We start from the raw sequence: 24,872 nt of genomic DNA, 5'->3' as shown, positions 1-24,872 counted from the left end.
TCTCTCGAGATTTATTTTTTTCTGCTACCATGAGTATCATCTAAGTAGCCAAACTGATTTAAAGGTCATTACAACCCTGAGTTTAATACAGTGCTTGAGCTAAATATAAAGCAGTTAATTAAAATAAAGTAGTTAATTAAAATAAAGCAGTTGGGTTAAATATAAAGCAGTTGGGTTAAATATAAAGCAGTTGAGCTAAACAAAGTGATTGACCTTACAAGCAAGATAGAGAGGATGCATGCTATTACAACAAATAAAGAAATTATTAGGGTATGAGGCGGCAGGGGGCATAGTGCTCGCTATTGCAGCCTTAGCAGCCATGATTGTGGCAAACTCCCCAATGCACGACTGGTACATGTCATTTATTCATGCCCCTGTCGTGGTACAAGTAGGCGACCTGATCATTGATAAAGATGCACATCACTGGATTAATGATGGACTGATGGCTGTTTTTTTCTTTTTGGTTGGACTGGAGCTCAAGCGAGAGGTGTTAGTCGGTGAGCTGTCTAATATTAAGCAGATTATCTTACCAGCAGCTGCTGCGGTAGGTGGGATGGCTGCACCTGCTCTGGTCTATGTTGCCTTTAACCATAATAATCCAGATTTTATAGCTGGTTGGGCAATTCCTGCGGCCACAGATATTGCGTTTGCCATCGGTATTTTAAGTTTGTTAGGCAGTCGTGTGCCCAATGCGCTAAAGATCTTTTTGGTATCGATTGCTATTTTTGACGATATTGGTGCGATTTTAATTATTGCTTTATTTTATACTAGCGACCTATCGCTATTTTCGTTATTGATAGCTGGGCTTTGTTTGCCTTTTTTATATCTACTGAATCGCCGCAATGTAACGGCCATCACCCCATATGTTTTCTTTGGCATTATTATGTGGATTGCAGTGTTAAAGTCTGGCGTACATGCTACCTTAGCTGGAGTGGTTCTGGCGTTATTTATTCCTATGATTAATAAAGATGATCCAGAGCACTCACCACTTGAGAATATGGAACATGACCTACATGGAACAGTAGCATTTGCTATCTTACCCTTGTTTGCCTTTGCTAATGCGGGAATATCGTTGCAAGGTGCTGGCATAGAGCAGCTGTTACATACTGTACCCTTTGGTATCGCGGCTGGCTTATTTATAGGTAAGCAGGTGGGTATTATGCTAATGTGTTGGATAATTATTAAGATGGGGATGGCTAAGTTGCCAAACGGCACCAATTTTAAGCAAATCTATGGTGTCTCTTTGCTATGTGGTGTTGGTTTTACCATGAGTTTATTTATCAGTGGTTTGGCTTTTGGCGGTCGTACAGATGGTTTTGATCCACGCTTAGGGATTATATTAGGCTCTTTAATATCAGGTGTTATTGGTTATTTTTTACTGAAGGTAACATTAAAATCAGCGCCAACTACTGAATCCTCGTTAGACTTAACTAAAAGCTAACAGTCTAACAGTCAGACTGTGCCCCAATGTATTGTGCCTCAATGCTCAATATATGCCTAAGTTAAGTATGTAGCTAAGCTCAGTATGTGCCTGAAAGTAGATAACTGTTATTTGCTTTCAGGTTTTTTTTTGTACTTGATTTTTTGTTTTGTTGATTAGGACTGTATAGAATTAACTTGAACCGATTAAAGGTTTTGTATTAAGCGCTTATATAGAGTTTAGATGGAATAAAATTATGAAAATCAATTGCTGGTTAGCACTAACGATGCTTAGTGTGTCGGTATTTTCAGGCTGTGCAACCTTGCCAGCAGATACGTGTGTCGCTACCGATAATTGGGAATCTATTGGCTTGATTGATGGTGCTGCTGGTAGAGCGACAGATTATTTAATCAATCATAAAAAAGCCTGCGCTAATGTAGGTGTGACAGTCAATAATCAGATGTGGGAAAAAGGTCGTCAACAAGGACTAGCACAGTATTGCAGCACAACCAATGCTTATAATATTGGGCGTCAAGGCTACTATATGAATAGCGTTTGTCCAGCGTCAATAACAGCAAGGCTCGATAAAGTTAATGCTGATGGTCGCCAGTATTATTCTTTTAATAGACAGTTAAGTTTAGAAAAAGAACAGTTAAAAAAATATTATAATGAGTATGAGCAGCTAATACATGGTCATAACTTAAACTTTACTAAAGAAGGTGATGCCAAAAGCTACTTGATTGAGCTGCCATCTAAGATTGAAAAACTCACTGAGCGTATTGATAATTTGGAGTATGCGCTACAACAATTGCAAAAAAAGTATGGTTATTAAGGTCTATCAAACAGACACCACATGCGCACAGTAGCAATCTAGCTTTAAAGAAAAAGTTAATTTTTGGTAAAAAAAGCTAAGTTTTTTATGAAGATAGAAGGTTAATGTTCAACTCATTCTAATTTGTTGTAATAGTGCAAGCCTAAAGTGCTAAAAGATTATAAGTTTAAAAGATTATAAGTTTAAAAGATTATAAGTTTAAAAGATTATAAGTTTAAAAGATTATAAGTTTAAAAGATTATAAGTTTAAAAGATTATAAGTTTAAAAGACTATAAGCTGAATGTGCTAAACATATCGATGTTGTAGTGTTATACTATAACATATATAAGCAGAAAGATTGATCCTTGATTATAACCGTCAATTTATAACAATTATTAATTTTTATTAAATCTATGATTTGTAAATCTGATTGATAATGGAAGGTATAGTTACATAACTCAACCAAAACTATGAAATTAGTAGTATAAATGATGCTAAGAAATAACAGACTAAGTATCAGTAATGCTTATAATAGCCTTAAGTTTATTAGTGCTAGTTTATTAGCGCTTTCTTTAAAGTCATAAGTAAATTTTTTAACCCTCAAATTTTTAATCCCAAAATAAATACGGAGCTTTATCCATGAAAAAGTTATTAACTCTATTACCATTAAGTATTGTACTTGCTGCTTGTGCCACTAATCCAAGTGCAACCACAGCAGCTCAACAAACTACCAAAGCTTATGATCGTATGGCTCCAGAGCACTTTGTATGTGAAGATAACGGCAGTGTGCTAGCTAAATACTCTATTGATGGTGAAGAGGCGATGCTAAATGTCAGCTTGCCAAAAGCCAACTGGAATAACCAAACTTTAACCATGCAAATCGCACCATCAGGGTCAGGTGCTCGCTATGTAAATAATGCCAACCAGAATGTTACTTATGATTGGCACACCAAAGCAGACATGGGTATTATGACCCTAACTTGGGCAAATGGTAACGAGTATAGTGTTAATTGTCAGAGTAGATAAGTCATAATAGAGAGTCATTGAAGACATCTTTAGCATCAAAGAGCTAGATGAAAATGGTGATTAACATTAATCACCATTTTTTATTTTTAGTTTGCTCTATCTTATTTGCTGATATTTGTTATAATACGCTGCTTGGTAAACCAGACGATCGCCGTTTTGAGTAAATATATTTTTATATTTAGGGAAAAAGGGAGGAAAGTCCGGGCTACATAAGGCAGCGTGCCAGCTAACGGCTGGGCGGGGTAACCCGACGACAAGTGCAGCAGAGAGCAGACCGCCTTGCTAGTTATTAATTGCTTGTCAATTATGCAGCGGGGTAAGGGTGAAAGGGTGCGGTAAGAGCGCACCGCATGGCTGGTAACAGTACATGGCAAGGTAAACTCCACGTGTAGCAAGACCAAATAGGTGTCCATTACTTGTCGCCTGCAGGGGACACGGGTAGGTTGCTTGAACGTATTGGCAACGATACGTCTAGATGAATGATCGTTCACGACAGAACCCGGCTTATCGGTTTACCAGTAATTTATTTGTGTTTTGTTAATCATTAAGGGCTGTATAAAATTAATTTTACGGTATAAAATAGAGCTCGTTCATTAATAACACAATCAGTGTTAGCACAATCAATCAGTGTTAGCGTAAAGTAAATAGTAGGAAAGTAGCAGAGAGAAACCGCTAATTTTTAAAATAATTGCATTTTTTTAAATTAGGGGTTGACGGCTTACAAAGTTTCAGGGATAATACTGCCCTCAAATGGCGATGTAGCTCAGCTGGTAAGAGCGCACGACTCATAATCGTGAGGTCAAGAGTTCAAGTCTCTTCATCGCCACCATACATCAGGCCGTTGTGCCTTAAATAGCCGATTACTTTGCCATCTTGCTAAGTAGTTGGCTTTTTTTATGCCCATACGAAGGCTTGGTAAATCGCTCAGTATCGCTATCTAAAGTCAGTACCGCTACCTAAAATTAGTTGCGTTGTTTCTTTTGTCTTATCCCCTTTCGTACTTGTAAGCTATTTCAGTTATTAAAGACAGCGTCTAAGCTAATAAGGACAGCGATTTAGTTGTTTTTAATCTACCTGCTTATCTTTAACGATTAGTGTTTCACTTCTATCACTTACAAGCTGGTATAAAGCTGATAGAATAGCTAGGCTAAACGAATAATCACTTCATTTTTTAACCCTTAATAAATCCAATTAATAAACTAAACTCAATAACTAGGTAGCCACAAGACGTGACCGCATTATCAAACATTCGAAACTTTTCTATCATCGCCCATATTGACCATGGCAAATCCACCTTGGCTGATCGTTTTATTCAGACTTGTGGTGCCCTGCAGGATCGTGAAATGCAGGCACAAGTGCTTGATTCTATGGATATCGAACGTGAGCGAGGTATTACGATTAAAGCTCAGTCAGTAACGCTTTATTATGACCATCCTAATGGAGAGCGTTATCAGCTTAACTTTATTGATACCCCAGGTCACGTTGACTTCTCTTATGAAGTCTCTCGCTCATTGGCGGCTTGTGAAGGGGCGCTTTTGGTTGTTGATGCTGCACAAGGCGTAGAGGCACAGTCGGTGGCCAACTGCTATACGGCAGTTGATTTAGGTCTTGAAGTTGTGCCGGTATTAAATAAGATTGATTTGCCACAGGTAGAGCCTGAGCGGGTGATTCAAGAGATTGAAGATATTATCGGAATTGAGGCTATTGATGCACCTCGAGTTTCTGCAAAGTCAGGTTTGGGTGTTGATGAGCTACTAGAAGCGTTAGTCGAGCGTATTCCAGCACCAACGGGTGATCGTGATGCACCGTTGCAAGCGTTAATTATTGATTCATGGTTTGATAACTACTTGGGTGTGGTGTCCTTGGTGCGTGTACGTGAAGGAACTATTAAAGCTGGTGATAAGATTTTAATTAAATCGACCATGGATTCACATTTAGTGACATCTATTGGGGTGTTTACACCTAAACCATTAGAGACTGGCAAGCTTGAAGCAGGCGAAGTTGGTTTTGTGATTGCAGGTATTAAAGATATTCATGGGGCACCAGTAGGGGATACCATTACTCATGCGAGTACACCTGATGTTGAGTTGATTCCTGGGTTTAAGCAGATTACACCTCAAGTTTATGCAGGTCTATTTCCAGTAGATTCAAATGATTTTGAAAAATTCCGTGAAGCATTACAGAAGCTACAAATCAATGATTCAGCTCTATTTTTTGAGCCTGATACTTCCGATGCACTAGGTTTTGGTTTTCGATGTGGCTTCTTAGGTATGCTGCATATGGAAATTATTCAAGAGCGTCTTGAGAGAGAGTATAATCTAGATTTAATTACCACAGCGCCATCTGTTATTTATGAGATTAAGAAAAAAAATGGTGATGTAATACTGGTGGACAACCCATCAAAACTGCCAGATCCAGGGTTTGTAGATGAGTTTCGTGAGCCTATTGCTCGATGTCATATACTCGTTCCACAAGATTATTTAGGTAATGTGATGACATTATGTATGGAACGCCGTGGTGTTCAAGTGGATATGCGCTTTATGGGCAAGCAAGTACAGTTGATATTTGATATCCCCTTAGGCGAAGTGGTGATGGACTTTTTTGATCGGTTAAAGTCAGTATCACGAGGCTTTGCGTCATTAGATTATGAGTTTGATCGCTATGAAGTGGATAAGTTAGTCAAAGTTGATGTATTAATTAATGGTGATAAAGTTGATGCGTTAGCGATGATTTGTCACCAAGACCAAGCGCGATATCGTGGCAATCAGTTGGTTGAGAAGATGAAAGAGCTGATTCCAAGGCAGATGTTTGATGTGGCGATTCAGGCAGCAATTGGTAGCCAGATTATTGCTCGTAGTACGGTTAAAGCAATGCGTAAGGACGTTCTAGCTAAGTGTTATGGTGGTGATGTGTCACGTAAGAAAAAGCTGCTTGCGAAGCAAAAAGAAGGTAAAAAACGTATGAAACAAGTGGGTAGTGTCGAAATCCCACAAGAAGCTTTCCTTGCGGTATTACAGGTTGATAATCAATAAGTATAAATGTGTTTTAACGCATCTGTGATAAAACAGGTTTGCGATAAATAATCAGGTTTGCGATAAATAATAGCGTGGTTAAGGCAGCAGTATGGACTTTGATTTTAATGTAATTTTAGTGCCAGTAACCTTATTTCTAGGGGTGATATGGCTGCTTGATATTGTATGGCTAAAGCAACATAAACGTGAGCGTCTAGGTCATAGCAAAGAGCAACAAGCTGCTGAGGATAACTTAGCCAGCAAGACACAAGCGTATAAAAATATCCTGACTGAGCACAATATTGAGTTTGATCCGCAAAACTTGGATGCGGCAAGTACCGATGATGCGCCAATGCCGGTTCGACAGGCTGAGCGTGAGTATCGCCAAGCTAAGCGTAATGTCAGCATTACTAGTAATTTAAGTGAGCCTAAAGCGTCACAAGCGCACTTTTTAATCCGCTGGGCACATGATTATTTTATTGTACTTGCTGTGGTGCTTGTGGTGCGTTCGTTTATCATTGAGCCGTTTAATATTCCCTCATCATCTATGGTACCAACCTTATATACAGGTGATTATGTGGCAGTTAATAAGTATGCCTATGGTATTCGCCTGCCACTGACTTATAATAAGGTTATCGATACGGGCAACCCTGAGCATGGTGATGTGGTAGTGTTCCGTTACCCTGAAAACCCTAAAATCTACTATATTAAACGAGTGATTGGCTTGCCTGGTGATAGTGTCAGCTTTAATCAAGGTCAGCTGTCAGTTAATGGTCAGCCAGTGCCTAGCAAGCAGGTTAATTTTGTTGCAGATGAAGTTTTAACCGATCGCTTATATACCCCATGGACTGAGCCAGGATTAACACCAGAAAAAGCAGTTTTAAGGGCACGTAACGAAGAGGTAGGTGTTCGGTATTACCAAGAGCAACTTGGTGACCACACTTATTTACGCCGATATCTTGCACCTAGCTTGCAAGTAGATGCGTATTCATCATTTTTAAATCAGCCGATATCTTATAATGGTGATTGGAATGTGGTCGTTCCTGAAGGAAACTACTTTGTCATGGGTGATAATTCAGATCGAAGTGAAGATAGTCGCTTTTGGGGCTTTGTTCCTGATGAGAACCTAGCTGGTAAGGCGGTGTATGTCTGGATGCACAAAAAGCCAGGTTTAACCAATTTACCGACCTTTAAATATAATCGGTCTATTGATTGATCATAATATAGTCACTTTAGAATAAATCATGCAGACGATAACCTCAACCATGATAAGTGTGGTTTAGTCACTGACTCTAATAGGGCAGGTGAATGATTTTTAATTCTTAACACAACACTATTTTAATCTAAAAGCTCTTAATCCATACGCTTGTATTTTACAAATGATTAAATAACGTTTTAATTAAACAATATTGTCTATATCTATGAACTGATATCCAAAAATAGATAACAGGTTATTAAGCAGCCAATCAATATGCCAAAAGTATTCCAAAAACAACAAGGTTGTAATCGAAATATGACAGAGGCTACTGGAAAAGATAGTACAAGTCCACAGCAGCGCTATACTAGCTTTGAACAAGGCCTAGAGAGCTTGCAAAAAAAGTTGGGATATATATTTCAAGATGCCAGCTTAGCGAAGCTTGCACTAACGCACCGCTCATTTGATGGCAGAATAAATTATGAGCGTCTTGAGTTTTTAGGGGATGCGTTGCTTGGAATGATTGTCGGTGAAGCACTGTATTATCAATATCCTAAGCAAGATGAAGGGCGCTTGACACGAATGCGAGCGACTTTAGTTCGCCAAGAATCCTTGGTCGAGATTGCACAAAAGCTTGGGCTATCCTCTCATCTAATATTGGGCGTTGGTGAGCGTAAGGGAGGTGGCCGAGAGCGTGCTTCTATCTTAGCGGATACGGTAGAGTCTTTAATTGGTGCTATTTATATAGACAGTCAAAGTGTCGATGTGGTTAAGGCCTGTGTGCTTGATTGGTTTTCTGAGCTGATTGCCAGTGTCAATGATCAGCGTGTTCTAAAAGATGCCAAAAGTCGCTTACAAGAGTGGTTGCAAGGCTATAAATTTGAGCTACCCAGTTATGATTTATTAGAAACTCAGGGCAACGCACCTAATCAAGTGTTTGTCGTTCGTTGTGAAGTTGATGTGCCACATACTACCGCCATAGTTGAATCTGGAGAGAGTCGGCGTATCGCTGAGCAAAAAACAGCGGAAAAAATGATCAATCAGTTAAATAAGCTGGTGAATGAGCGTATCATCAAGATAAAAAGCTAGAAAAAATGAACAGTTAACCATATTTTAACCCTTCTTATTTTAATTATTATAATGCAGCAGAAGATATACAATTAAACCAGATGTACAGACAATCGGATATATAGAGATTATGGCAAATGCACCACAAGATAAACACCCACAAGACAAACACCCACTAGAGCAAACAGAGCTAGCACAAGACATGAATACTGCAGAGAATGACTTACTCGATGATTTTTTTAGTGATGATGCATTAAATCTTCCAGAAGATTATCGCTCAGGTTATGTTGCTATCGTTGGTCGCCCGAATGTGGGTAAATCGACCCTGATGAATCATATGCTGGGACAAAAACTATCTATTACTTCGCGCAAACCACAAACCACACGTCATCGTATTCATGGTATTTTGTCCAGCAATGATATGCAGGCGGTGTTTGTAGATACACCTGGTATTCACAGTAATGAAGTGCGTTTAATTAATGAGCGAATGAATAAAGCGGCTTTATCCGCTTTAGTTGATGTTGATTTGGTGCTATTTGTTGTTGATGGAGAGCAGTGGCGTGATGACGATTTATTAACCCTACAAAAAATAAGTCAAACCGATACGCCTGTGGTATTAGTAATTAATAAAGCAGATACCATTAAAGATAAAGATTCAATTTTGCCTTTGATTGAAACCTATCATGAAAACTTTGAATTTGCAGATATTGTGCCTGTTTCTGCTCTAAAAAATAAAAATTTAGATCGATTGCAACACGTTATTCGTTCACACTTGCCTCAAGGCACTCCAATTTATGATACGGAGCAAATTACAGATCGTAGCGAGCGCTTTTTAGCCAGTGAGATTATTCGTGAAAAACTTATGCGTCAAGCAGGTGATGAAGTCCCTTATGATTTGACAGTACAAATCGATGAGTTTAAAGATGAGCCAGCACATATAGATCCAAAGACTGGGCGTAAGCGCAGAGCTGTGACTTTTATTGATGCCACTATATTTGTTGAGCGTAATGGTCAAAAAGCGATTGTTATTGGTGATAAAGGTAGCCGTATAAAACAGGTGGGAATTGCTGCTCGTGAAGATATGGAGGCCTTGTTTGGTAGAAAAATTATGCTTAATTTATGGGTAAAAGTAAAGCAGGGCTGGTCAGACGATGCTCGTGCATTAAGTAGTTTGGGGTATTAAAAAACTCTAGATTAAAAAACTCTAGATTAAAAAACGGCATGAACCGTCAGATGTTAACGGGTATGGAGAGTCATTATATTGCGCAATGAGCCTTTGCATGCTTATAGCTTGCATCAAAGAGCATATCAAGACAAGCGCAGCATTTATTATTTGCTGACCAAAGAATACGGCGTATTACATGGTGTTGCCAAAAAAGGCATTCCCCAGTTTGTGCCTTTAACTTTGTTTGCAACAGGCAAAAAGTCACTAAAAACCTTGCAGCAAGTTAATATTGCTGCTGCAGTGCCAAGCCTTATCGGTCAGCAACAGTATGCTGCTCTTTATGTTAATGAAATTACGTTAAAGCTGTTACCTGTTGAAGACAGTATGCCTGTCATATATGAGCAATACAGCCATACCATCAGTAATTTGCAACAGCCATTAAGCTTACAGCAGTTGAAGATGGTATTACGATTATATGAGCAAGTGTTATTCAATGAGTTGGGCTTTGGTATAGATCTTGAGCTAGACAGTGAGCAGGTAGAGATTAAAGCTGACAGCTTGTATCGGTTTTTGGTCGAAACAGGTTGGGTAGAAGTTGATGAAGAAGACTCAAAATTAGCTCTATCTGCTGAGTTTGTAAAAGGGAATCAGATTATAGCAATGCGCTCAGGCATTGATATTGAAACAATAGAAGTTTGGTCTGGAGTACATCGACAGTTAATAGATCATTTATTTGGTTATCAGCCTCTTCAGAGTCGGATACTTTGGCAACAGTTCTACCGTTATCAATAGGGTCTGTAAACATTTACCATATGCGTTCAATAGTAGTCCAGATTTGATATGATACCCACAAATTGTAATATCAATAAATTGTAATAGTGATAGACTGTGAATAATAGAGTCTGCTAGATTAAGATTTGATACGGTAACTTGATCCACAGACTCTAACCTGTATTTTATTTTATTGGGATAAGCTATGATGACTAAAAATGTATCTGCAACTGCACCACTACTAGGTGTTAATATAGATCATGTTGCGACATTGCGCCAAGCTCGCGGGGTCACTTATCCAGACCCAGTTGCAGCAGCATTAGTGTGTGAGCAGGCGGGGGCTGATGGTATTACGCTACATTTGCGTGAAGACAGACGCCATATTCTCGATGCTGATGTGTATCGTATGAAGCCATTATTAAAAACACGTATGAATTTAGAAATGGCCACCACTAATGAGATGTTAGAAATTGCGCTTGAGATCAAGCCAGAGTGGGTATGTTTAGTGCCCGAAAGGCGTGAAGAGTTAACGACAGAAGGTGGATTAGATATAGCAGGACAAGTTGATAACTTAAAGTCTTATATTGAAGCACTGCATGGAGCTGGCATTCAGGTTTCGTTATTTATAGATCCAGAGCCTACGCAGATTGATGCTGCTATTCACTGTGGTGCCGATGCTATTGAGCTACATACTGGTAAGTACTCTGAGGCTACTTTAAGTCAAGATGAGTCCACTATAAATAAAGAGTATAATAGAATTAAACAAGCTACGGAATATGCGTTATCCGTCAACAATGAGTTTATTATCAATGCTGGGCATGGCTTAACACGTGCAAACGTTCATCCTATTGCTAGTATTCCAGGTATTCATGAGTTGAACATCGGACATGCTTTAATTGCAGATAGCGTGTTTATGGGGCTTGAAAATGCGGTGAAAGCGATGCAAGCTGCGATGCAAGGCAAGGAATATCAGGTATAAACAGGACAAGGAGTATCGGATATAAATTGTGCTACCAGATTAGCACTAGCCAATGGTTTAGTTAGGACAACCTGTTGGTTTAATGTGATAAGGCTTAAAGCGATGATTGCCTTGCTGGTTAATGGATACTTGATACATATTACTGGTGTCACCATTATTAGCACAATATTTGATATGGCCAAAATGCCCACGAGGTAGGCCGTTATCGCCATAAAACTTAATATAATGGCGATTGGCTGCCCGTAAGTAAATCTGTCCATAATCTAAGGCTAAGGCTTGATTTAAGATTATAGAATCGATACTAGGTGTAAAGCGGTCATTATTATCAACATCGACAAATACCAGTAAATTCTTTGTAGCTTCCCTGTGGCATTGATAATCACTATCGGAAAAGCACATAATGGTATTTTGTCTTTGTATTAAACTTTGTGTTTTTGCTATGCGAAAGGCGTTGGTGATATGATTGCGCGTTGCGTTTGCCTCCCAGCTTTTTAAGCCATTACTTAAAGCAGGCAGGGCGATCGAACTGATAACAGCGACTATTGCTACGGTGATGACCGCCTCTAATAAGCTAAAGCCTTGTTGTGTTCTTTTTACTATGGCTACTGGTGACATCGGTTGATGATGATTAGGCTGCATAAATTTAATCCCATTATATATTTTCGAGAGTGTTGGCAGCCTAAATTGCAAAGCTGATTTATCTTTTTTATTTGTTTTATCTTGCAATACGGTATATTTACAAAGGGTATATTTACAAAGATAGGTAACTTAAAGCCTTGTACTAAATGTGGGTATAGTGGATACTATTGTCAAATTTTGTTACATTTAGTGAAAAAAGTAGCGCTAAGGATAGAAGTATTTGCATCTATGTATTAGAATTAGCCTTAGTAGCTTGTGCATCACATATATTTTTCGCTTTATTTGACTTAATATATATATTACCTAACTATTATTTAATCACATTTTTATCACATATTATAATGTTGTTGTTTCTTGTAGTACGAACGATACGAAGAAGCTACAATAGAATCACTGGGCAGGCTCAGGTGATGTCAATGTGTATTAGATGACAGAGTCACAAAAATATGTTGTAAATTATTTAATTTATATATAAGCTATTATGCGAAAGTATAAATTAGCGCTTAGTTTCCATAAAAACAAACTAAGTGTTACAATTAGAGGTATTAAGTGTTTTTTTGCACACAAACCATCCCCTTGGAGGAAGTTTATGAAATTTAACAAGATGACTTTAGCTATACTTGCTGCAACTGCGCCAATGGTAGCAACAGCTGGTGTAACTGTGACGCCATTATTACTTGGTTATCACTATAGTGAAAATAGCACAACCCAAGAAAAACAAGGCGATTTATTTGGCCCACAAGGCAATAGTTTAGCTGGTGTTAAGAACCCTAAAGATACACATGGTGGTGTCGCTAAAGAAGATGGTTTATATACTGGTGCGGCAATTGGTATCGAGCTAACGCCATCGACCCAATTCCAAATCGAATATGGTGTATCAGATACTGACGCTCAGATCGGTGATACTGATGTGGGTGATATGGAACAAAGAATGATCTCTGCTAACCTCTTGGTAGGCTTTGATCAGTTTACTGGTTACCGTGACAGTGCATTCCGTCCATACGCTCTAATCGGTGCTGGTCAGTCTAAGCTTAAATATGAAAGCAGAGGTCGTACTAGAACTGCTGAAACTAAAGATACCATTGGTAACCTAGGTCTAGGTGCTATGTATCGTATCAATGATGCACTAAGCTTACGTGGTGAAGCACGTGCGATTCATAACTTTGATAACAACTGGTGGGAAGGTATGGCGCTAGCTGGTCTAGAAGTTGTACTAGGCGGTCACTTAGCCCCTGCAGTTGTTGCACCTCCAGTAGCAACAGTTGAGCCAACTCCAGTTGTTGTTGTTGAAGCTGACCAAGACTCTGACGGTGATGGCGTTGTTGACAGACTAGACCAGTGTCCAAACACTCCACCAAACGTTGTTGTTGATGAGCGCGGTTGTCCTGTTCAAGTTCAGATCGATGATGAGCTAAAAATGGAGCTACGTGTATTCTTTGATAACGACAAATCAGTAATCAAAGAGCAGTACAAGCCAGAAATCGCTAAAGTAGCTGAAAAAATGCGTGAGTATCCAAACTCATCTGCTAGCATTGAAGGTCACGCTTCAAAAACTAGCCGTAGTTCTGCTACCTATAACCAGCGTCTATCAGAAGCTCGTGCGATCGCTGTGAAATCTATGCTTACTAACGAGTTCGGTATTGCTCCAAACCGTCTAAGCACTGTTGGTTACGGCTTTGATCGCCCAATCGCACCAAACGATACTGAAGAAGGTCGTGCAATGAACCGTCGTGTATATGCTGTTATCACTGGTAACAAAACCATGACTGTTGACCAAACTAAAGATATGAACGTTCAGTAATCTTTAGAGTATGTTTTAGTAGTTATTTAAAAAAAGCTGCCAAATTGGTGGCTTTTTTTGTTTTCAATCTAATTTAAATTAAAAGTAACTTAGCTAGCTTTTTTGCTAATTTAGACTTAATTTAATTAAGAATCTATAAAATCAGTTAAAAAGCTATTGTTAAATAGTGTTATACTGCTGCGACCCAATAGGTCTGTTACTTATTATTACCCGAAAATGAAAATATTGAGCATTTAATATATGTCTAATGAAATACAAAATTTACGCAATATCGCTATCATAGCCCACGTTGATCATGGTAAAACCACCTTAGTTGACAAACTATTACATCAATCAGGTACTTTTGATGAGCGTGCGAATGTTGCGGAACGCGCAATGGATTCAGGCGCAATTGAGCAAGAGCGTGGTATTACAATTCTTGCCAAAAATACAGCCATTAAGTGGCAACATCCAACCAGAGATACTGAATACCGTATTAATATTGTAGATACCCCAGGTCACGCTGATTTTGGTGGTGAAGTAGAACGAGTTATGTCAATGGTGGACTGCGTATTATTAGTCGTAGATGCTGTTGACGGTCCAATGCCGCAAACTCGTTTTGTGACTCAAAAAGCATTTGAGCAAGGCTTAAAGCCTATTGTTGTTATTAACAAGATTGATCGTCCAGGTGCGCGTCCTGATTGGGTTATGGATCAAATTTTTGATCTATTTGATAACTTAGGCGCAACTGATGAGCAACTTGATTTCCCGATTGTTTATGCTTCAGCATTAAATGGTATTGCTGGTCTTAAACCAGATGCGATGGCTGAGGATATGACACCCTTGTTTGAAACTATTGTAGATGTGGTTGAACCACCACAAGTTGATGCTGATGCACCATTTCGTATGCAAATCTCAAGCCTAGATTACAATAGCTTTGTTGGTGTTATCGGTATTGGCCGTATTGAGCGTGGACGCATATCAACTAATACGCCTGTAACCGTTATAGACAAAGAGGGTAAGACACGTAATGGCCGTATTTTAAAAATCATGGGTTATCATGGGTTAGATCGTGTTGATGTAGATGAAGCCCAAGCTGGTGATATTGTATGTATCACAGGTGTTGATGCGCTAAATATCTCAGATACTATCTGTGATCCAAACCATGTCGAAGCGTTACCGCCATTGACTGTTGATGAGCCAACGGTATCTATGACCTTCCAAGTGAATAATTCACCTTTTGCTGGTCGTGAAGGTAAGTTTGTGACCTCGCGCAATATTCGTGAGCGTTTAGAGCGTGAGTTAATTCATAATGTGGCCCTGCGTGTTGAAGACACAGAGTCAGCTGAAAAGTTTAAAGTATCTGGTCGTGGTGAGTTGCATCTGTCAGTGTTGATTGAGAATATGCGCCGTGAAGGTTTTGAGCTGGCCGTATCACGCCCAGAAGTAATCGTTAAAGAAGTAGATGGTGAGCTACAAGAGCCCTATGAAAATGTTATCTTTGATGTTGAAGAGCAGCACCAAGGTACCATCATGGAACAAGTGGGTTTGCGTAAAGGTGAAATGACTGATATGCAGCTCGATGGTAAAGGCCGTATGCGTATTGAAGCAGTAATGCCTGCACGTGGACTGATTGGTTTCCGCTCTGAATTTATGACTTTAACTTCAGGGACGGGTATTTTAACCTCAAGTTTCTCACATTATGGACCACAGAAGATTGGCGATGTCGGCGGTCGTACAAATGGCGTATTAGTATCTATGGCCAATGGTGTGTGTCTGGGTTATGCCTTATTTAACTTACAAAAGCGTGGTAAGTTATTTGCTGAACCACAGCTTGAAGTATATGAAGGTATGATTGTTGGTCTAAACTCACGCAGTGATGATATGGTAGTGAATCCAACCACAGCCAAGCAGTTAACGAACGTTCGTGCTAGTGGTACTGATGAGGCGCTAACCTTAGTACCAGCGATTAAGTTTACTCTTGAGCAAGCACTTGAGTTTATCGAAGATGATGAGTTAGTAGAAGTAACACCAAAATCAATTCGTTTACGCAAAAAATATCTGACTGAAAGTGAGCGTAAGCGTCACAGCCGCAAAAAAGACAAGTAATCTAACATTGGTACACATTATAATGTTAAACTTCTCTTAATTTATATTGCTTTTTAACAATAAAGTAATAAACAAAAGGGTTAACATAAGATATTATGTTAGCCCTTTTTTTATATTCTATACAGCCCCTATAAAGCCTCTAGAGTTTGATTGACAAAAATTAATTGTTTTTGATTAGGTGATAGCTACGGATTAGCCAGTAATATAGTCATAGCCAAACAAAAGAGTTAGGGTGTTAACTTCATTTAGTCTGCGGCAGTAGTACTTTTATTTGGTTGCTTTCTACCTCAATTTGTTGACTGTGACTAAAGTTAAAAAAAATATGAATCCAAGAGATATAAAAATCAGGTATAGAGACAAACAAGAATAACAGAATTTGGAGACAACCCATGAGTATTATCTCAGAATTTAAAGAGTTTGCCCTAAAAGGCAATGTGATGGACTTAGCAGTTGGTGTGATCATCGGCGGTGCTTTTTCGACCATTACCAACTCATTAGTTGAAGATGTCATCATGCCAATTGTGGCCTTTATTGTTGGTGGTGAAATTAACTTTGAAAATATGTTTGTTGTATTAGGCGAGGCACCAGAAGGGGTCGCCATGACATATGACGCATTAAAAGAAGCTGGTGTTCCTTTATTGGCCTATGGTAGCTTTATCACAGTGTTAATCAACTTTCTTATTTTAGCTTTTATTATCTTTATGATGGTAAAAGGAATGAATAAAATGCGCCGTAATAAAGAAGTTGAGGAAGAGGTGGCAGAGGAAGTACCATCAGAGGAGATTTTGTTATTGCGCGAGATTAGTGAAAAGCTCAGCAAATAATGAACACCGCCATAAAATGTAAATAAAAAAGAAGCTGGCTTTGTTGGTTTCTTTTTTTACATTTATGCTTTACGTTTTATGCCTAAATTTACTGATGTTAAAGAGGCTGGCAATGAGGGCAAAAGGTACTGGCGCGCCCATTGATGGTTACTTTGTCTATTGTTGTACCGCAAGTTGGACAGGGCTGGCTGTACTGACCATAGACCAGCAATGTTTGCTGAAAATAGCCAGTAGTGTCATTGGCTACTTTAAAATCACGCAAGCTTGAGCCACCTTGCTTAATCGCTCGCTGCAAAATAGCGCGGATGTGTTCGGTTAACACTACCAGTTGAGCTTGATTAAGCTGATGTGCTGGGGTATTAGGATGGATTTGGGCTAAAAACAAACTTTCAGTGGCATAAATATTACCAACGCCGACCACCACACCCTGATCCATAATCACTGATTTAATTGGACGGGAAATGGGCTTAACTGCTTTTTTGCCAACCTTTGTGCGTGCCTTATTTTCTGTTATACGATGGATCTTGTCATATAAATAGTCAGCATTAAATACGTCACTTAGTGGTTCGACACCCAAGTGGTCAAATAGTCGCTCTGCATAGTCATCAAACCAAAGTAGTGCGCCAAAGCGGCGTGGATCATGATAGTGTAGTTGCTGACTTATGGTTTTATTTTGTGGGTCTTGAAAGTGAATGATTAAATGGTCATGCTTACGTTTATCATGACCTGAGTCAAACTGCTGAAGACTACCAGACATGCCTAAGTGTATAATGATAGACTTGTAATGACTGGCAGTGTTTTTTTGTTTGTTATCGCACTCAGTGGCCGTATCATGTTGAAACTGTAAAATAAGATATTTTGCTCTGCGTGTCACTTGTTGTAGATGATACCCTTTTAGTAGTGTCAAATCAGACGGAACAGGCCATCGCAACTTAGGTTGAAATACTTCGACCTTAGCCACTTGCTGATTTAATAAAGGTGTTAGGCTGATTTTAGTGGTTTCAACTTCAGGTAACTCAGGCATATTTGATTATCTTATAATTAATACCTTTTCTGAAAAATAACCTATCTTTGTCAAACTCGCTAAACCTACTACTTGTAGCGTTTGCACTCGTTTTCCTCGATAGCTTAATTTTTAGATTTGGTATAACTTCTTATCTTTGTATTATCTCATCTGTTGACGAGCTTGAACCAAAATTGCAATAGTATTAAGGCAACCTCTCTTTAGACTGCGCGTCTGGCATGTAAAATACCAGGTTGTTGTTCAAGCTTAGCCAATAATTTAGATAGCTGAGAGAGGCCTGTAACTTCTAATTTAAACTTTAAATGAGCCACATTGTCATCATCGCTTTTGGTATCGACGCCTCGGATATTGATATTTTCTTTATCAATAACCTGGGTTAAGTCTCGCAGTAAACCTCGCCTATCATAAGCTTCAATGATAATCTCAACTGGCTGATATGTGGTTTGTTGAGTCGTCCAAGTTGCTGCAATTTGACGCTCAGGTTCACGCTCGATAAGACGTGCATATTCAGCACAGCCACGGTTGTGAATCGAAACTCCACTACTTTGGGTTATAAAGCCAGCAATAGGCTCTCCGTAAACTGGCTGACAGCAGTTGGCAAAACGAGTTTCTATATTATCTAGACCATCGATATAGACTTGGCTGGCATCTTGCTTGCTAGGTGCTTTGGTCTGAGGCGTGGTATAGACTGGATGCTCAGGCTCTTCTGTGTCTGTCACCAAATTAAGTTCACGTGAAATATGACCAGTAAGCTGATGCAAGCCGATTTCACCAGTGACCAGGCCGATTAAAATATCATCGGCTGAGTTAACGCCAAAGTGTTTGACATAGTCCTTTAAATGCACACTATTGCTACTAATTGATAGGCGCATCAGCTCTTTGGCCAGCATCTGCTTACCAATTTCTAGGTTTTTATCACGGTCTTGTTTATTAAACCATTGACGCAGTTTGGAACGGGCACGGTTGGTGTGAATATAGCCTAATGATGGTACTAGCCAGTCTCGGTTAGGCTCACGTGAAGACTTGGTAATAATCTCAACTTGCTCACCAGTTTTTAGCTGATAGGTTAGGGGCACAAAGCGTTGATTAACACGAGCGGCTTGTGCACGATTACCTACCTGCGTGTGCACATAGTAAGCAAAGTCGAGTACAGTAGCTCCTTTTGGTAGCTCAGTAATGTCACCATCACGGCTAAATACATAAATATGTTCAAGCTCACCAAAATCAACCAATGCATCATCTTCTGATTCAGCGTCATGCTCGAACTCTTCGGTCAAGGTTGGATCGAGTAAGTTCTTATTGGTATTGTCACTGCCTGCCAGTAGCAGTTGACGTAATGAGTTGATTTTTTGACTTAAATAGGCGTCTTGTTTGTTTTTGCCACCTTCTTTATAATTGACGTGTGCACACATACCCAGCTCAGCTTCAAAGTGCATCTGATGGGTACGAATTTGAACCTCTAGTGACTTGTTTTCTGCAATAACAGCAGTGTGCAATGAGCGGTAGCCATTGGCTTTTGGATTGGTAATATAGTCATCAAATTGCTCAGGGATATGGCGCCACATACCATGTACTAAGCCCAAGGTATGATAACATTCTGCTGCTGTATCAACCAAGACACGTAGTGCGCGAATATCATACAATTGATCAAAAGATAGCCCTTTTAGCTTCATTTTACGGTATATGGAGTAAATATGCTTCACCCGCCCAGAGACTTCACCTTTAATGCCAGCCTCTTTTAAGCTAGCTTCTAGTTGAGCTTGAACTCGTTCAATATAGGCTTCACGCTCACTACGCTTTTCGGCCAGTAACTTGGCGATTTCTTTATAGCGCTCTGGTGCCAGATAACGAAAGGCTAAGTCTTCTAGCTCCCACTTGATCTGTGCAATGCCCAAACGGTGAGCCAGTGGCGCATAAATGGTCATTACCTCACGAGAGACACGTTGACGGCGCTCTTCGCTAGCATACGACAGCTCACGCATGGCAAAAGTACGTTCAGCTAACTTAATGAGCACGACACGTACATCGTTGGTCATGGAGATGAGCATGCTGTAAATATTTGACAGTTGCTCACGTTGGTTATTAACAAAATGATCTTCTAGACGCTTGTTGCTTTCGATAATTTCTGACAGTTGTCCCATCGCCAGTGCGTCCTTGACTAAGGTGGCAACCTCATCTCCAAACAGCTGTTGAATACGCTCATGTGAAATGAGCTGGGTACGAGCAGCGCGATAGAGCATGGCAGCGGTAAGCGCATCTTCATCTTGATAAAGATAAGTCAAAATATCGGTCATACCGATACCTGTCATAAATGCACTTGAACGACCGTCCTCTTCATCCATACTTGATTTTGTGCCAATTAAATCACAGGCCTTGGCTAAGTCTGGTAGTTGCGGAATATTGACACGATTGGAAACTGCCTTTAACCAAGCTGGCAGGTCAATCAAGGTATTTTCTGCCAATATTTTGGTAGGTTCATCGGTCAGCTTTGCGAAACCCTCAGAGGAGACTTGTTGAGTATCAAGTTGCGCTTGTAGCGTATATTTATCAACTTCCACTGGGTTTTGAGTGTAAGTTAAGCTATCAAGCTGAACTTTTTTCAAAATAGAGACGTCATTAAGAGGTGGGATATCTGCCTGTAATGAGCGATCCATTGCTGTTGCTAACTTCGAGGTTGCTAGTTGTTTTTTTAAATCTTCATTTAGCATCCCAATGGAGACACGCGTTGGATTATAGTAGCCATGCTGTTGTTGGGCTATCATTTGTGCAGCTAGGGAGGCGCTATCTTCTGTTGTCGTTTGACCATCAATAAGGGGTAACCCTTCACGAACTTTTACCAAGTCTTCCTCCCTTTATATTTATAGGTTAAGCTTCCATAAGCTTTGATGATATAAATAACTTACTTAATCGACTGATAAATTTATATGTTAAATCAATAAAGTGCGTTAAATAGATGTGGATAAATGTAGGTGGTTATCATGAATGACTATTACTTATTATCTTATCTAAAAGTAAAATTTCAAGGTAATATTTGTGTACAACTGTTCTCTGAGAGTTAATTTATATCACAGACTTGGTATGCGATAAAGTAAATAACTAAAAGTAAATAGCTATAAGCAAGCAACGTAAAGAATGCTAACTTATTAGGATAATCAATATACTCTCTTTTTTTTAGTGCTAGGGTGTGTCCCTAATTGGCGTTTTGAGGACTGATGGGGTAAGAGTGACTAAATCTTGGCATACAGCGTCAAATAACGGGTTAATATTATGATATTAACCCGTTATTTTCCTCGGCTGACTGTGACTTATCTTGTTTTTATCGCCATTTTTAAAATGAAGATACGCCCTAGTCAAAGTCATTCGTCTTATGAGCTGTTTCTGTTACTTTTTCAAAGCGGGCAATCGACTCAACATGCCCTGTATGACAAAACATATCCATTACTCCAGCATGAGTCAAGCGATACCCTTGCTCAATCAGCGCTTTAGTATCACGTGCCAGTGTCGCTGGATTACAAGAGACATATACAAGGCGTGAAGCATTAAAGCGTGGTAAGTATTGCATTACCTCCCAAGCACCTGAGCGAGGTGGGTCAATTAAGATGGCATCAAAGCCCTGTTGTGCCCAGGGTTGATCACTGAAGTCTTGGGTTAAATCTTGGTTATAAAACTCAGTATTACTAACACCATTACGCTTGGCATTATCTGCGGCACGAGCGGTCATTGCATCTGAGCCCTCTACGCCGATAGCTAAGCCTTGAGTACCATCTTCGCCACCAACTAAGCGTGCTAAAGGTAGACTAAAGTTACCTAAACCGCTAAATAAGTCGAGTACACGCTCACCTGTTTTAAGATCTAGCAAGTCACATGCCAGCTTTGTCATCTTACGGTTGACTGATAAGTTTACTTGTGTAAAGTCAGTTGGAATAAACTCGTAAGTCAAATCAAACTCAGGCAACTGATAATACAAGCGACCAAACTGCTGACTTATATCGTCATTTTCGGTTAATAGCACTCGCTTAATGCTATCAGGACCTTTAGACTGCAAATAAAGCTGCCAGTTACGCGCCTTAAAAAAAGCTTTTAATTTGTCAATATCTTGTTCAGATAATGGCTGTAAATGGCGTAAAATAAGCGCTATCGGCTGATTACCGTCTATCAACTCTGGTAGTTTTTCCCCCATTGCTAGCTCAATTTGGGCAATATGAGCGCGTGCCTCTAATGAGCTGATCAAAGCTTTTAAGTTTTCAAGCTCAAAACCAATACGCTTATCAAGGATATGACATTCATTTAATTCGGCCAAAAAGTTGCTGTTACGTTCACGAAATCCCACCAGAGCAGTCTCTTTTTTTGCGACATAGCGTACACCCATACGTGCTTTGGTGCGATAACCTAAGCGATCTGCTACAACTGGTTTAAGCCAATTATCTGGTTGAACTTGTGCTTGGTGCTCTAATAACTCAGCCAATACCGTTTGTTTAAAGGCAATCTGACCTTCAGGTTGCCAATGCTGTAAGCTACAACCTCCGCAGGTGCCAAAGTGAGGACAGGGTGGGGTTTGGCGCTCTGGGTGTGGATTGGCTAGTACCTTGATGGCATCACCTTCTTCAAAGCTTTTACGGCTATTGGTCAAACACACTTCGACTGATTCATTAGGCAGAGCAAAACTAACAAAGACCTTTTTGCCATGCTTATCTTCACTGTGTCCATCGTCTGTACCAAAATGATTGCCATAAATAGCAACACCACGACCATCATGAGATAAGCCATCAATTTGAAAGGGCAGAGGTGGGGCATCTTTTAAGCGGCGACGCACCCGTGAGCTTGGTTTTGATTGTTTTTTACTTGGCGCATTTGCTAGAACAGAGCGCTTGGTTTTGGTTGTCGGAGTATTGTTGGTATCGGTGGGCTGCATAGACCTGCCTGTTTGTTAAAAGTGCTAATGGTTAAAAGTGCTAAAAAATGTGAGTAGTGAGTGAGTAGGATGGATAAATAGGTAGGGATTTTAACACATAAATTAAATCTAACCTCTACTGTGACCAATGTTCTAAAAATGCCTGATGGCGTAAGCTACTATCTTCCTCAAGCTTATTGTTAAGAAAGTCACGAGTTTGGGTTTGCCATAAGTCAAAGTCAGTAGAGCTTAAAGCACCAGTTAGGCGCAGCCAGCGCAAATAAATGAGCCAAGTATTAAGCACATCTGATTCGCAATATAAGGCTAAATCGTGCCATTGTTGATCGGCTACTAAGTCAGCGACTTGCTCTGCTGTTTTTTGCATTTTTCCAGGTAAGCCATAAAGGGTAGCAACTAAGTTCATCGCTTCACGGCGACTGCCACCATATTGACTAAAGCGGTCCATTAAGTCTAGATGGCGATCATGATAGCGGCTAACATAGTTGTCAAAGCGCATACTATTGATGCGGTTACCAGTTTCAAATAGTAAAGGCACGCTTAGATCATATTGCATGGCACGATAGATAAGGACTGGTATATCAAAGCCTGAGCCATTCCAACTGACCAGCTGCGGTAGATTTTTAAACTCATGAAAAGCACGGAAAAAGGTTGCTAGTATCTGTTGCTCGCTCATCATATCAGCGGTCAACGAAAATAAAGAAAACTGTCCAGACTTTATATATAAACAAGAGATGCAAACAATACGTTGCAAAGGCAGGCGCATGAAGTCATGTCCTGCTTCTTGGACGCGTAAGCTGGTTAGTGCAGCCTGTGCATCGTTTTCACTCAGTGCTGCCAGCTGTGGATATATTCGACGTGCACCTTCAATATCGGCAACAGTTTCAATATCAAATACTAAAATAGGCGTGTTAACAGCGTCAGTCATCATCAGTTATAAAGCTCAGTTATCAATAGATCCTAGGGGGTGTCTTCATTTTGGAAGTGGTGATAAAAAAAGATTTAGCTATTTTGAGCCCACTTAAATGCCATTGCACGAATTAAAGACACGCCCTAATAAAAGGTGACAATATAAAAAAAGATTACTCAGCGGTAAACAAGCCTGTTGATAAGTATCTGTCACCACGATCACACACAATAAAGGCGATAACCGCATCAGGCTGAGTATTGCTAATTTCTTTGGCAACTTGTAGAGCCGCCCAAGCAGCAGCACCTGATGAGACACCAGCTAAGATACCCTCAGTACGTGCCAATTTACGCATATATTCTTCTGCTGTGCTTTGATTAATATCGATCACTCTATCGATAACACTGGCATCATAAATTTCAGGTTTGTATGCCTCAGGCCAGCGGCGGATACCAGCAATAGATGAGCTGTCATCTGGTTGTAGTCCGATGACTTGAATGGCTGGGTTTTGTTCTTTTAAATATTTACCTGTACCTGAGATGGTGCCCGTAGTACCCATAGAGCTGATAAAGTGGGTAATACGCCCCTCGGTTTGACGCCACAGCTCAGGGCCTGTGGTGGCATGGTGAGCAGCGCTGTTATCTGGATTAGAGAACTGATTTAGTACAATACCCTTGCCTTCAGCTTGCATCTGTAATGCTTGATCTCGAGCCTCTTCAATACCGTCATCAACTTCAATTAAAGTAGCGCCATATGCCGCCATCGCATCTTTGCGCTCTTGGGTTGAGTTAGTTGGCATCAGCAAAATCATTTCATAACCACGCATAGCAGCGACCATAGCAAGTGCAATGCCAGTATTACCACTAGTAGCTTCTATTAAAGTATCGCCAGGCTTTATATCACCACGCTTCTCTGCCTGAAAAATCATATTAAATGCAGGGCGGTCTTTTACTGAGCTGGCTGGGTTATTACCTTCAAGCTTGGCCAATAACTGTATCTGATCGGCAACCCCTTCAATTTGAGGTAAGCGCTTTAAAGCAACCAATGGAGTGTTGCCCACACAGTCAGCTAAGGTGGTGACTTGATCTATAAAGTTAACGGGGGATTGGATAGAATTTGGCATATAAAACTCTCAATACAGTTTTTAAATAAACAAAAATTAAGTTGCTATTCAAAATAAAGCAATGGTGTATGTGTATGTCGCATCGAGGTCATGTGTAACGTATTATGGTA

Annotated in this window: 18 protein-coding genes, 1 tRNA gene and 1 other RNA gene; 14 read left to right on the top strand and 6 right to left on the bottom strand. The window is 39.9% G+C overall.

Annotated elements, in window-relative coordinates; genetic code table 11:
- The first annotated feature begins 238 nt into the window (after window positions 1-238).
- From nhaA to pdxJ, 11 genes are all read left to right on the top strand, one after another.
- Window positions 239-1,441 (top strand): Na+/H+ antiporter NhaA, encoded by a 1,203-nt coding sequence (nhaA, locus tag H140_RS0105150; protein WP_019672596.1) that lies wholly within the window; start codon window positions 239-241, stop codon window positions 1,439-1,441.
- A gap of 235 nt (window positions 1,442-1,676) precedes the next feature.
- Window positions 1,677-2,252, top strand: coding sequence for a DUF2799 domain-containing protein (locus H140_RS0105145; protein WP_019672595.1), 576 nt, complete (start codon window positions 1,677-1,679; stop codon window positions 2,250-2,252).
- Between the two features lie 619 nt (window positions 2,253-2,871).
- Entirely contained in the window at window positions 2,872-3,258 is a 387-nt protein-coding gene (locus tag H140_RS0105140; protein WP_019672594.1) for an MliC family protein, read from the top strand.
- 132 nt (window positions 3,259-3,390) lie between these two features.
- Window positions 3,391-3,781: RNase P RNA component class A (rnpB, locus tag H140_RS15100), an RNA gene on the top strand.
- A gap of 229 nt (window positions 3,782-4,010) precedes the next feature.
- Window positions 4,011-4,087: transfer RNA gene (locus tag H140_RS0105130), tRNA-Met, on the top strand.
- Window positions 4,088-4,487: 400 nt separating this feature from the next.
- Window positions 4,488-6,290: a translation elongation factor 4 gene (gene lepA, locus H140_RS0105125; protein WP_019672592.1), complete on the top strand. Its 1,803-nt coding sequence runs from the start codon at window positions 4,488-4,490 to the stop codon at window positions 6,288-6,290.
- A 91-nt stretch (window positions 6,291-6,381) separates the two neighbouring features.
- Window positions 6,382-7,485 (top strand): signal peptidase I, encoded by a 1,104-nt coding sequence (gene lepB / locus H140_RS0105120; RefSeq protein WP_019672591.1) that lies wholly within the window; start codon window positions 6,382-6,384, stop codon window positions 7,483-7,485.
- A gap of 297 nt (window positions 7,486-7,782) precedes the next feature.
- Window positions 7,783-8,553 (top strand): ribonuclease III, encoded by a 771-nt coding sequence (gene rnc, locus H140_RS0105115; protein ID WP_026348846.1) that lies wholly within the window; start codon window positions 7,783-7,785, stop codon window positions 8,551-8,553.
- A gap of 181 nt (window positions 8,554-8,734) precedes the next feature.
- A complete protein-coding gene (gene era / locus H140_RS0105110; protein WP_026348845.1) occupies window positions 8,735-9,715 on the top strand; it encodes a GTPase Era in 981 nt (326 codons plus the stop codon).
- Between the two features lie 78 nt (window positions 9,716-9,793).
- On the top strand, window positions 9,794-10,489 hold the full coding sequence (recO, locus tag H140_RS0105105; RefSeq protein ID WP_019672588.1) for a DNA repair protein RecO: 696 nt from the start codon (window positions 9,794-9,796) through the stop codon (window positions 10,487-10,489).
- Window positions 10,490-10,673: 184 nt separating this feature from the next.
- Window positions 10,674-11,447 (top strand): pyridoxine 5'-phosphate synthase, encoded by a 774-nt coding sequence (gene pdxJ, locus H140_RS0105100; protein WP_019672587.1) that lies wholly within the window; start codon window positions 10,674-10,676, stop codon window positions 11,445-11,447.
- Between the two features lie 57 nt (window positions 11,448-11,504).
- Here pdxJ and H140_RS0105095 read toward each other — a convergent pair whose 3' ends face one another.
- Window positions 11,505-12,086: a pilus assembly FimT family protein gene (locus tag H140_RS0105095; protein WP_019672586.1), complete on the bottom strand. Its 582-nt coding sequence runs from the start codon at window positions 12,084-12,086 to the stop codon at window positions 11,505-11,507.
- Window positions 12,087-12,675: 589 nt separating this feature from the next.
- Here H140_RS0105095 and H140_RS0105090 point away from each other — a divergent pair.
- The 3 genes from H140_RS0105090 (at window position 12,676) to mscL (ending at window position 16,799) form a co-directional block, all read left to right on the top strand.
- The gene (locus H140_RS0105090) at window positions 12,676-13,887 is read left to right on the top strand and encodes an OmpA family protein (RefSeq protein ID WP_019672585.1); all 1,212 of its coding nucleotides are present in this window, start codon (window positions 12,676-12,678) and stop codon (window positions 13,885-13,887) included.
- 240 nt (window positions 13,888-14,127) lie between these two features.
- Complete coding sequence (typA, locus tag H140_RS0105085; protein ID WP_019672584.1) at window positions 14,128-15,975, top strand: translational GTPase TypA; 1,848 nt, start codon at window positions 14,128-14,130, stop codon at window positions 15,973-15,975.
- Between the two features lie 389 nt (window positions 15,976-16,364).
- On the top strand, window positions 16,365-16,799 hold the full coding sequence (gene mscL, locus H140_RS0105080) for a large conductance mechanosensitive channel protein MscL (protein ID WP_019672583.1): 435 nt from the start codon (window positions 16,365-16,367) through the stop codon (window positions 16,797-16,799).
- A 97-nt stretch (window positions 16,800-16,896) separates the two neighbouring features.
- On the opposite strand, the gene mutM is transcribed toward mscL, so the two are convergent.
- The 5 genes from mutM to cysM all read right to left on the bottom strand — a co-directional run bounded on the left by mutM (window position 16,897) and on the right by cysM (window position 24,762).
- The gene (gene mutM / locus H140_RS0105075) at window positions 16,897-17,823 is read right to left on the bottom strand and encodes a bifunctional DNA-formamidopyrimidine glycosylase/DNA-(apurinic or apyrimidinic site) lyase (RefSeq protein WP_019672582.1); all 927 of its coding nucleotides are present in this window, start codon (window positions 17,821-17,823) and stop codon (window positions 16,897-16,899) included.
- A gap of 200 nt (window positions 17,824-18,023) precedes the next feature.
- Window positions 18,024-20,585, bottom strand: a complete 2,562-nt coding sequence (locus tag H140_RS0105070) for a RelA/SpoT family protein (protein ID WP_406947559.1) — start codon at window positions 20,583-20,585, stop codon at window positions 18,024-18,026.
- A gap of 584 nt (window positions 20,586-21,169) precedes the next feature.
- Window positions 21,170-22,735 carry a 23S rRNA (uracil(1939)-C(5))-methyltransferase RlmD gene (gene rlmD / locus H140_RS0105065; protein WP_019672580.1) on the bottom strand — a complete coding sequence of 522 codons (1,566 nt, stop codon included), beginning with the start codon at window positions 22,733-22,735 and terminating at the stop codon, window positions 21,170-21,172.
- Window positions 22,736-22,850: 115 nt separating this feature from the next.
- A complete protein-coding gene (locus H140_RS0105060; protein ID WP_227672872.1) occupies window positions 22,851-23,663 on the bottom strand; it encodes a 3'-5' exonuclease in 813 nt (270 codons plus the stop codon).
- 151 nt (window positions 23,664-23,814) lie between these two features.
- The gene (gene cysM / locus H140_RS0105055; protein ID WP_019672578.1) at window positions 23,815-24,762 is read right to left on the bottom strand and encodes a cysteine synthase CysM; all 948 of its coding nucleotides are present in this window, start codon (window positions 24,760-24,762) and stop codon (window positions 23,815-23,817) included.
- Between the last annotated feature and the right edge of the window lie 110 nt (window positions 24,763-24,872).

The sequence above is a fragment of the Psychrobacter lutiphocae DSM 21542 genome, from assembly GCF_000382145.1.
GTDB lineage: Bacteria > Pseudomonadota > Gammaproteobacteria > Pseudomonadales > Moraxellaceae > Psychrobacter > Psychrobacter lutiphocae.
This window is presented reverse-complemented; position numbering and strand designations above follow the sequence as displayed.

Coding starts and splice junctions, on each gene's coding strand:
- nhaA (WP_019672596.1), top strand. CDS start 239: ATGCTATTACAACAAATAAAGAAATTATTAGGGTATGAGGCGGCAGGG.
- H140_RS0105145 (WP_019672595.1), top strand. CDS start 1,677: ATGAAAATCAATTGCTGGTTAGCACTAACGATGCTTAGTGTGTCGGTA.
- H140_RS0105140 (WP_019672594.1), top strand. CDS start 2,872: ATGAAAAAGTTATTAACTCTATTACCATTAAGTATTGTACTTGCTGCT.
- lepB (WP_019672591.1), top strand. CDS start 6,382: ATGGACTTTGATTTTAATGTAATTTTAGTGCCAGTAACCTTATTTCTA.
- rnc (WP_026348846.1), top strand. CDS start 7,783: ATGACAGAGGCTACTGGAAAAGATAGTACAAGTCCACAGCAGCGCTAT.
- era (WP_026348845.1), top strand. CDS start 8,735: ATGAATACTGCAGAGAATGACTTACTCGATGATTTTTTTAGTGATGAT.
- pdxJ (WP_019672587.1), top strand. CDS start 10,674: ATGATGACTAAAAATGTATCTGCAACTGCACCACTACTAGGTGTTAAT.
- H140_RS0105095 (WP_019672586.1), bottom strand. CDS start 12,086: ATGCAGCCTAATCATCATCAACCGATGTCACCAGTAGCCATAGTAAAA.
- H140_RS0105090 (WP_019672585.1), top strand. CDS start 12,676: ATGAAATTTAACAAGATGACTTTAGCTATACTTGCTGCAACTGCGCCA.
- typA (WP_019672584.1), top strand. CDS start 14,128: ATGTCTAATGAAATACAAAATTTACGCAATATCGCTATCATAGCCCAC.
- mscL (WP_019672583.1), top strand. CDS start 16,365: ATGAGTATTATCTCAGAATTTAAAGAGTTTGCCCTAAAAGGCAATGTG.
- mutM (WP_019672582.1), bottom strand. CDS start 17,823: ATGCCTGAGTTACCTGAAGTTGAAACCACTAAAATCAGCCTAACACCT.
- H140_RS0105070 (WP_406947559.1), bottom strand. CDS start 20,585: ATGATAGCCCAACAACAGCATGGCTACTATAATCCAACGCGTGTCTCC.
- rlmD (WP_019672580.1), bottom strand. CDS start 22,735: ATGCAGCCCACCGATACCAACAATACTCCGACAACCAAAACCAAGCGC.
- H140_RS0105060 (WP_227672872.1), bottom strand. CDS start 23,663: ATGATGACTGACGCTGTTAACACGCCTATTTTAGTATTTGATATTGAA.
- cysM (WP_019672578.1), bottom strand. CDS start 24,762: ATGCCAAATTCTATCCAATCCCCCGTTAACTTTATAGATCAAGTCACC.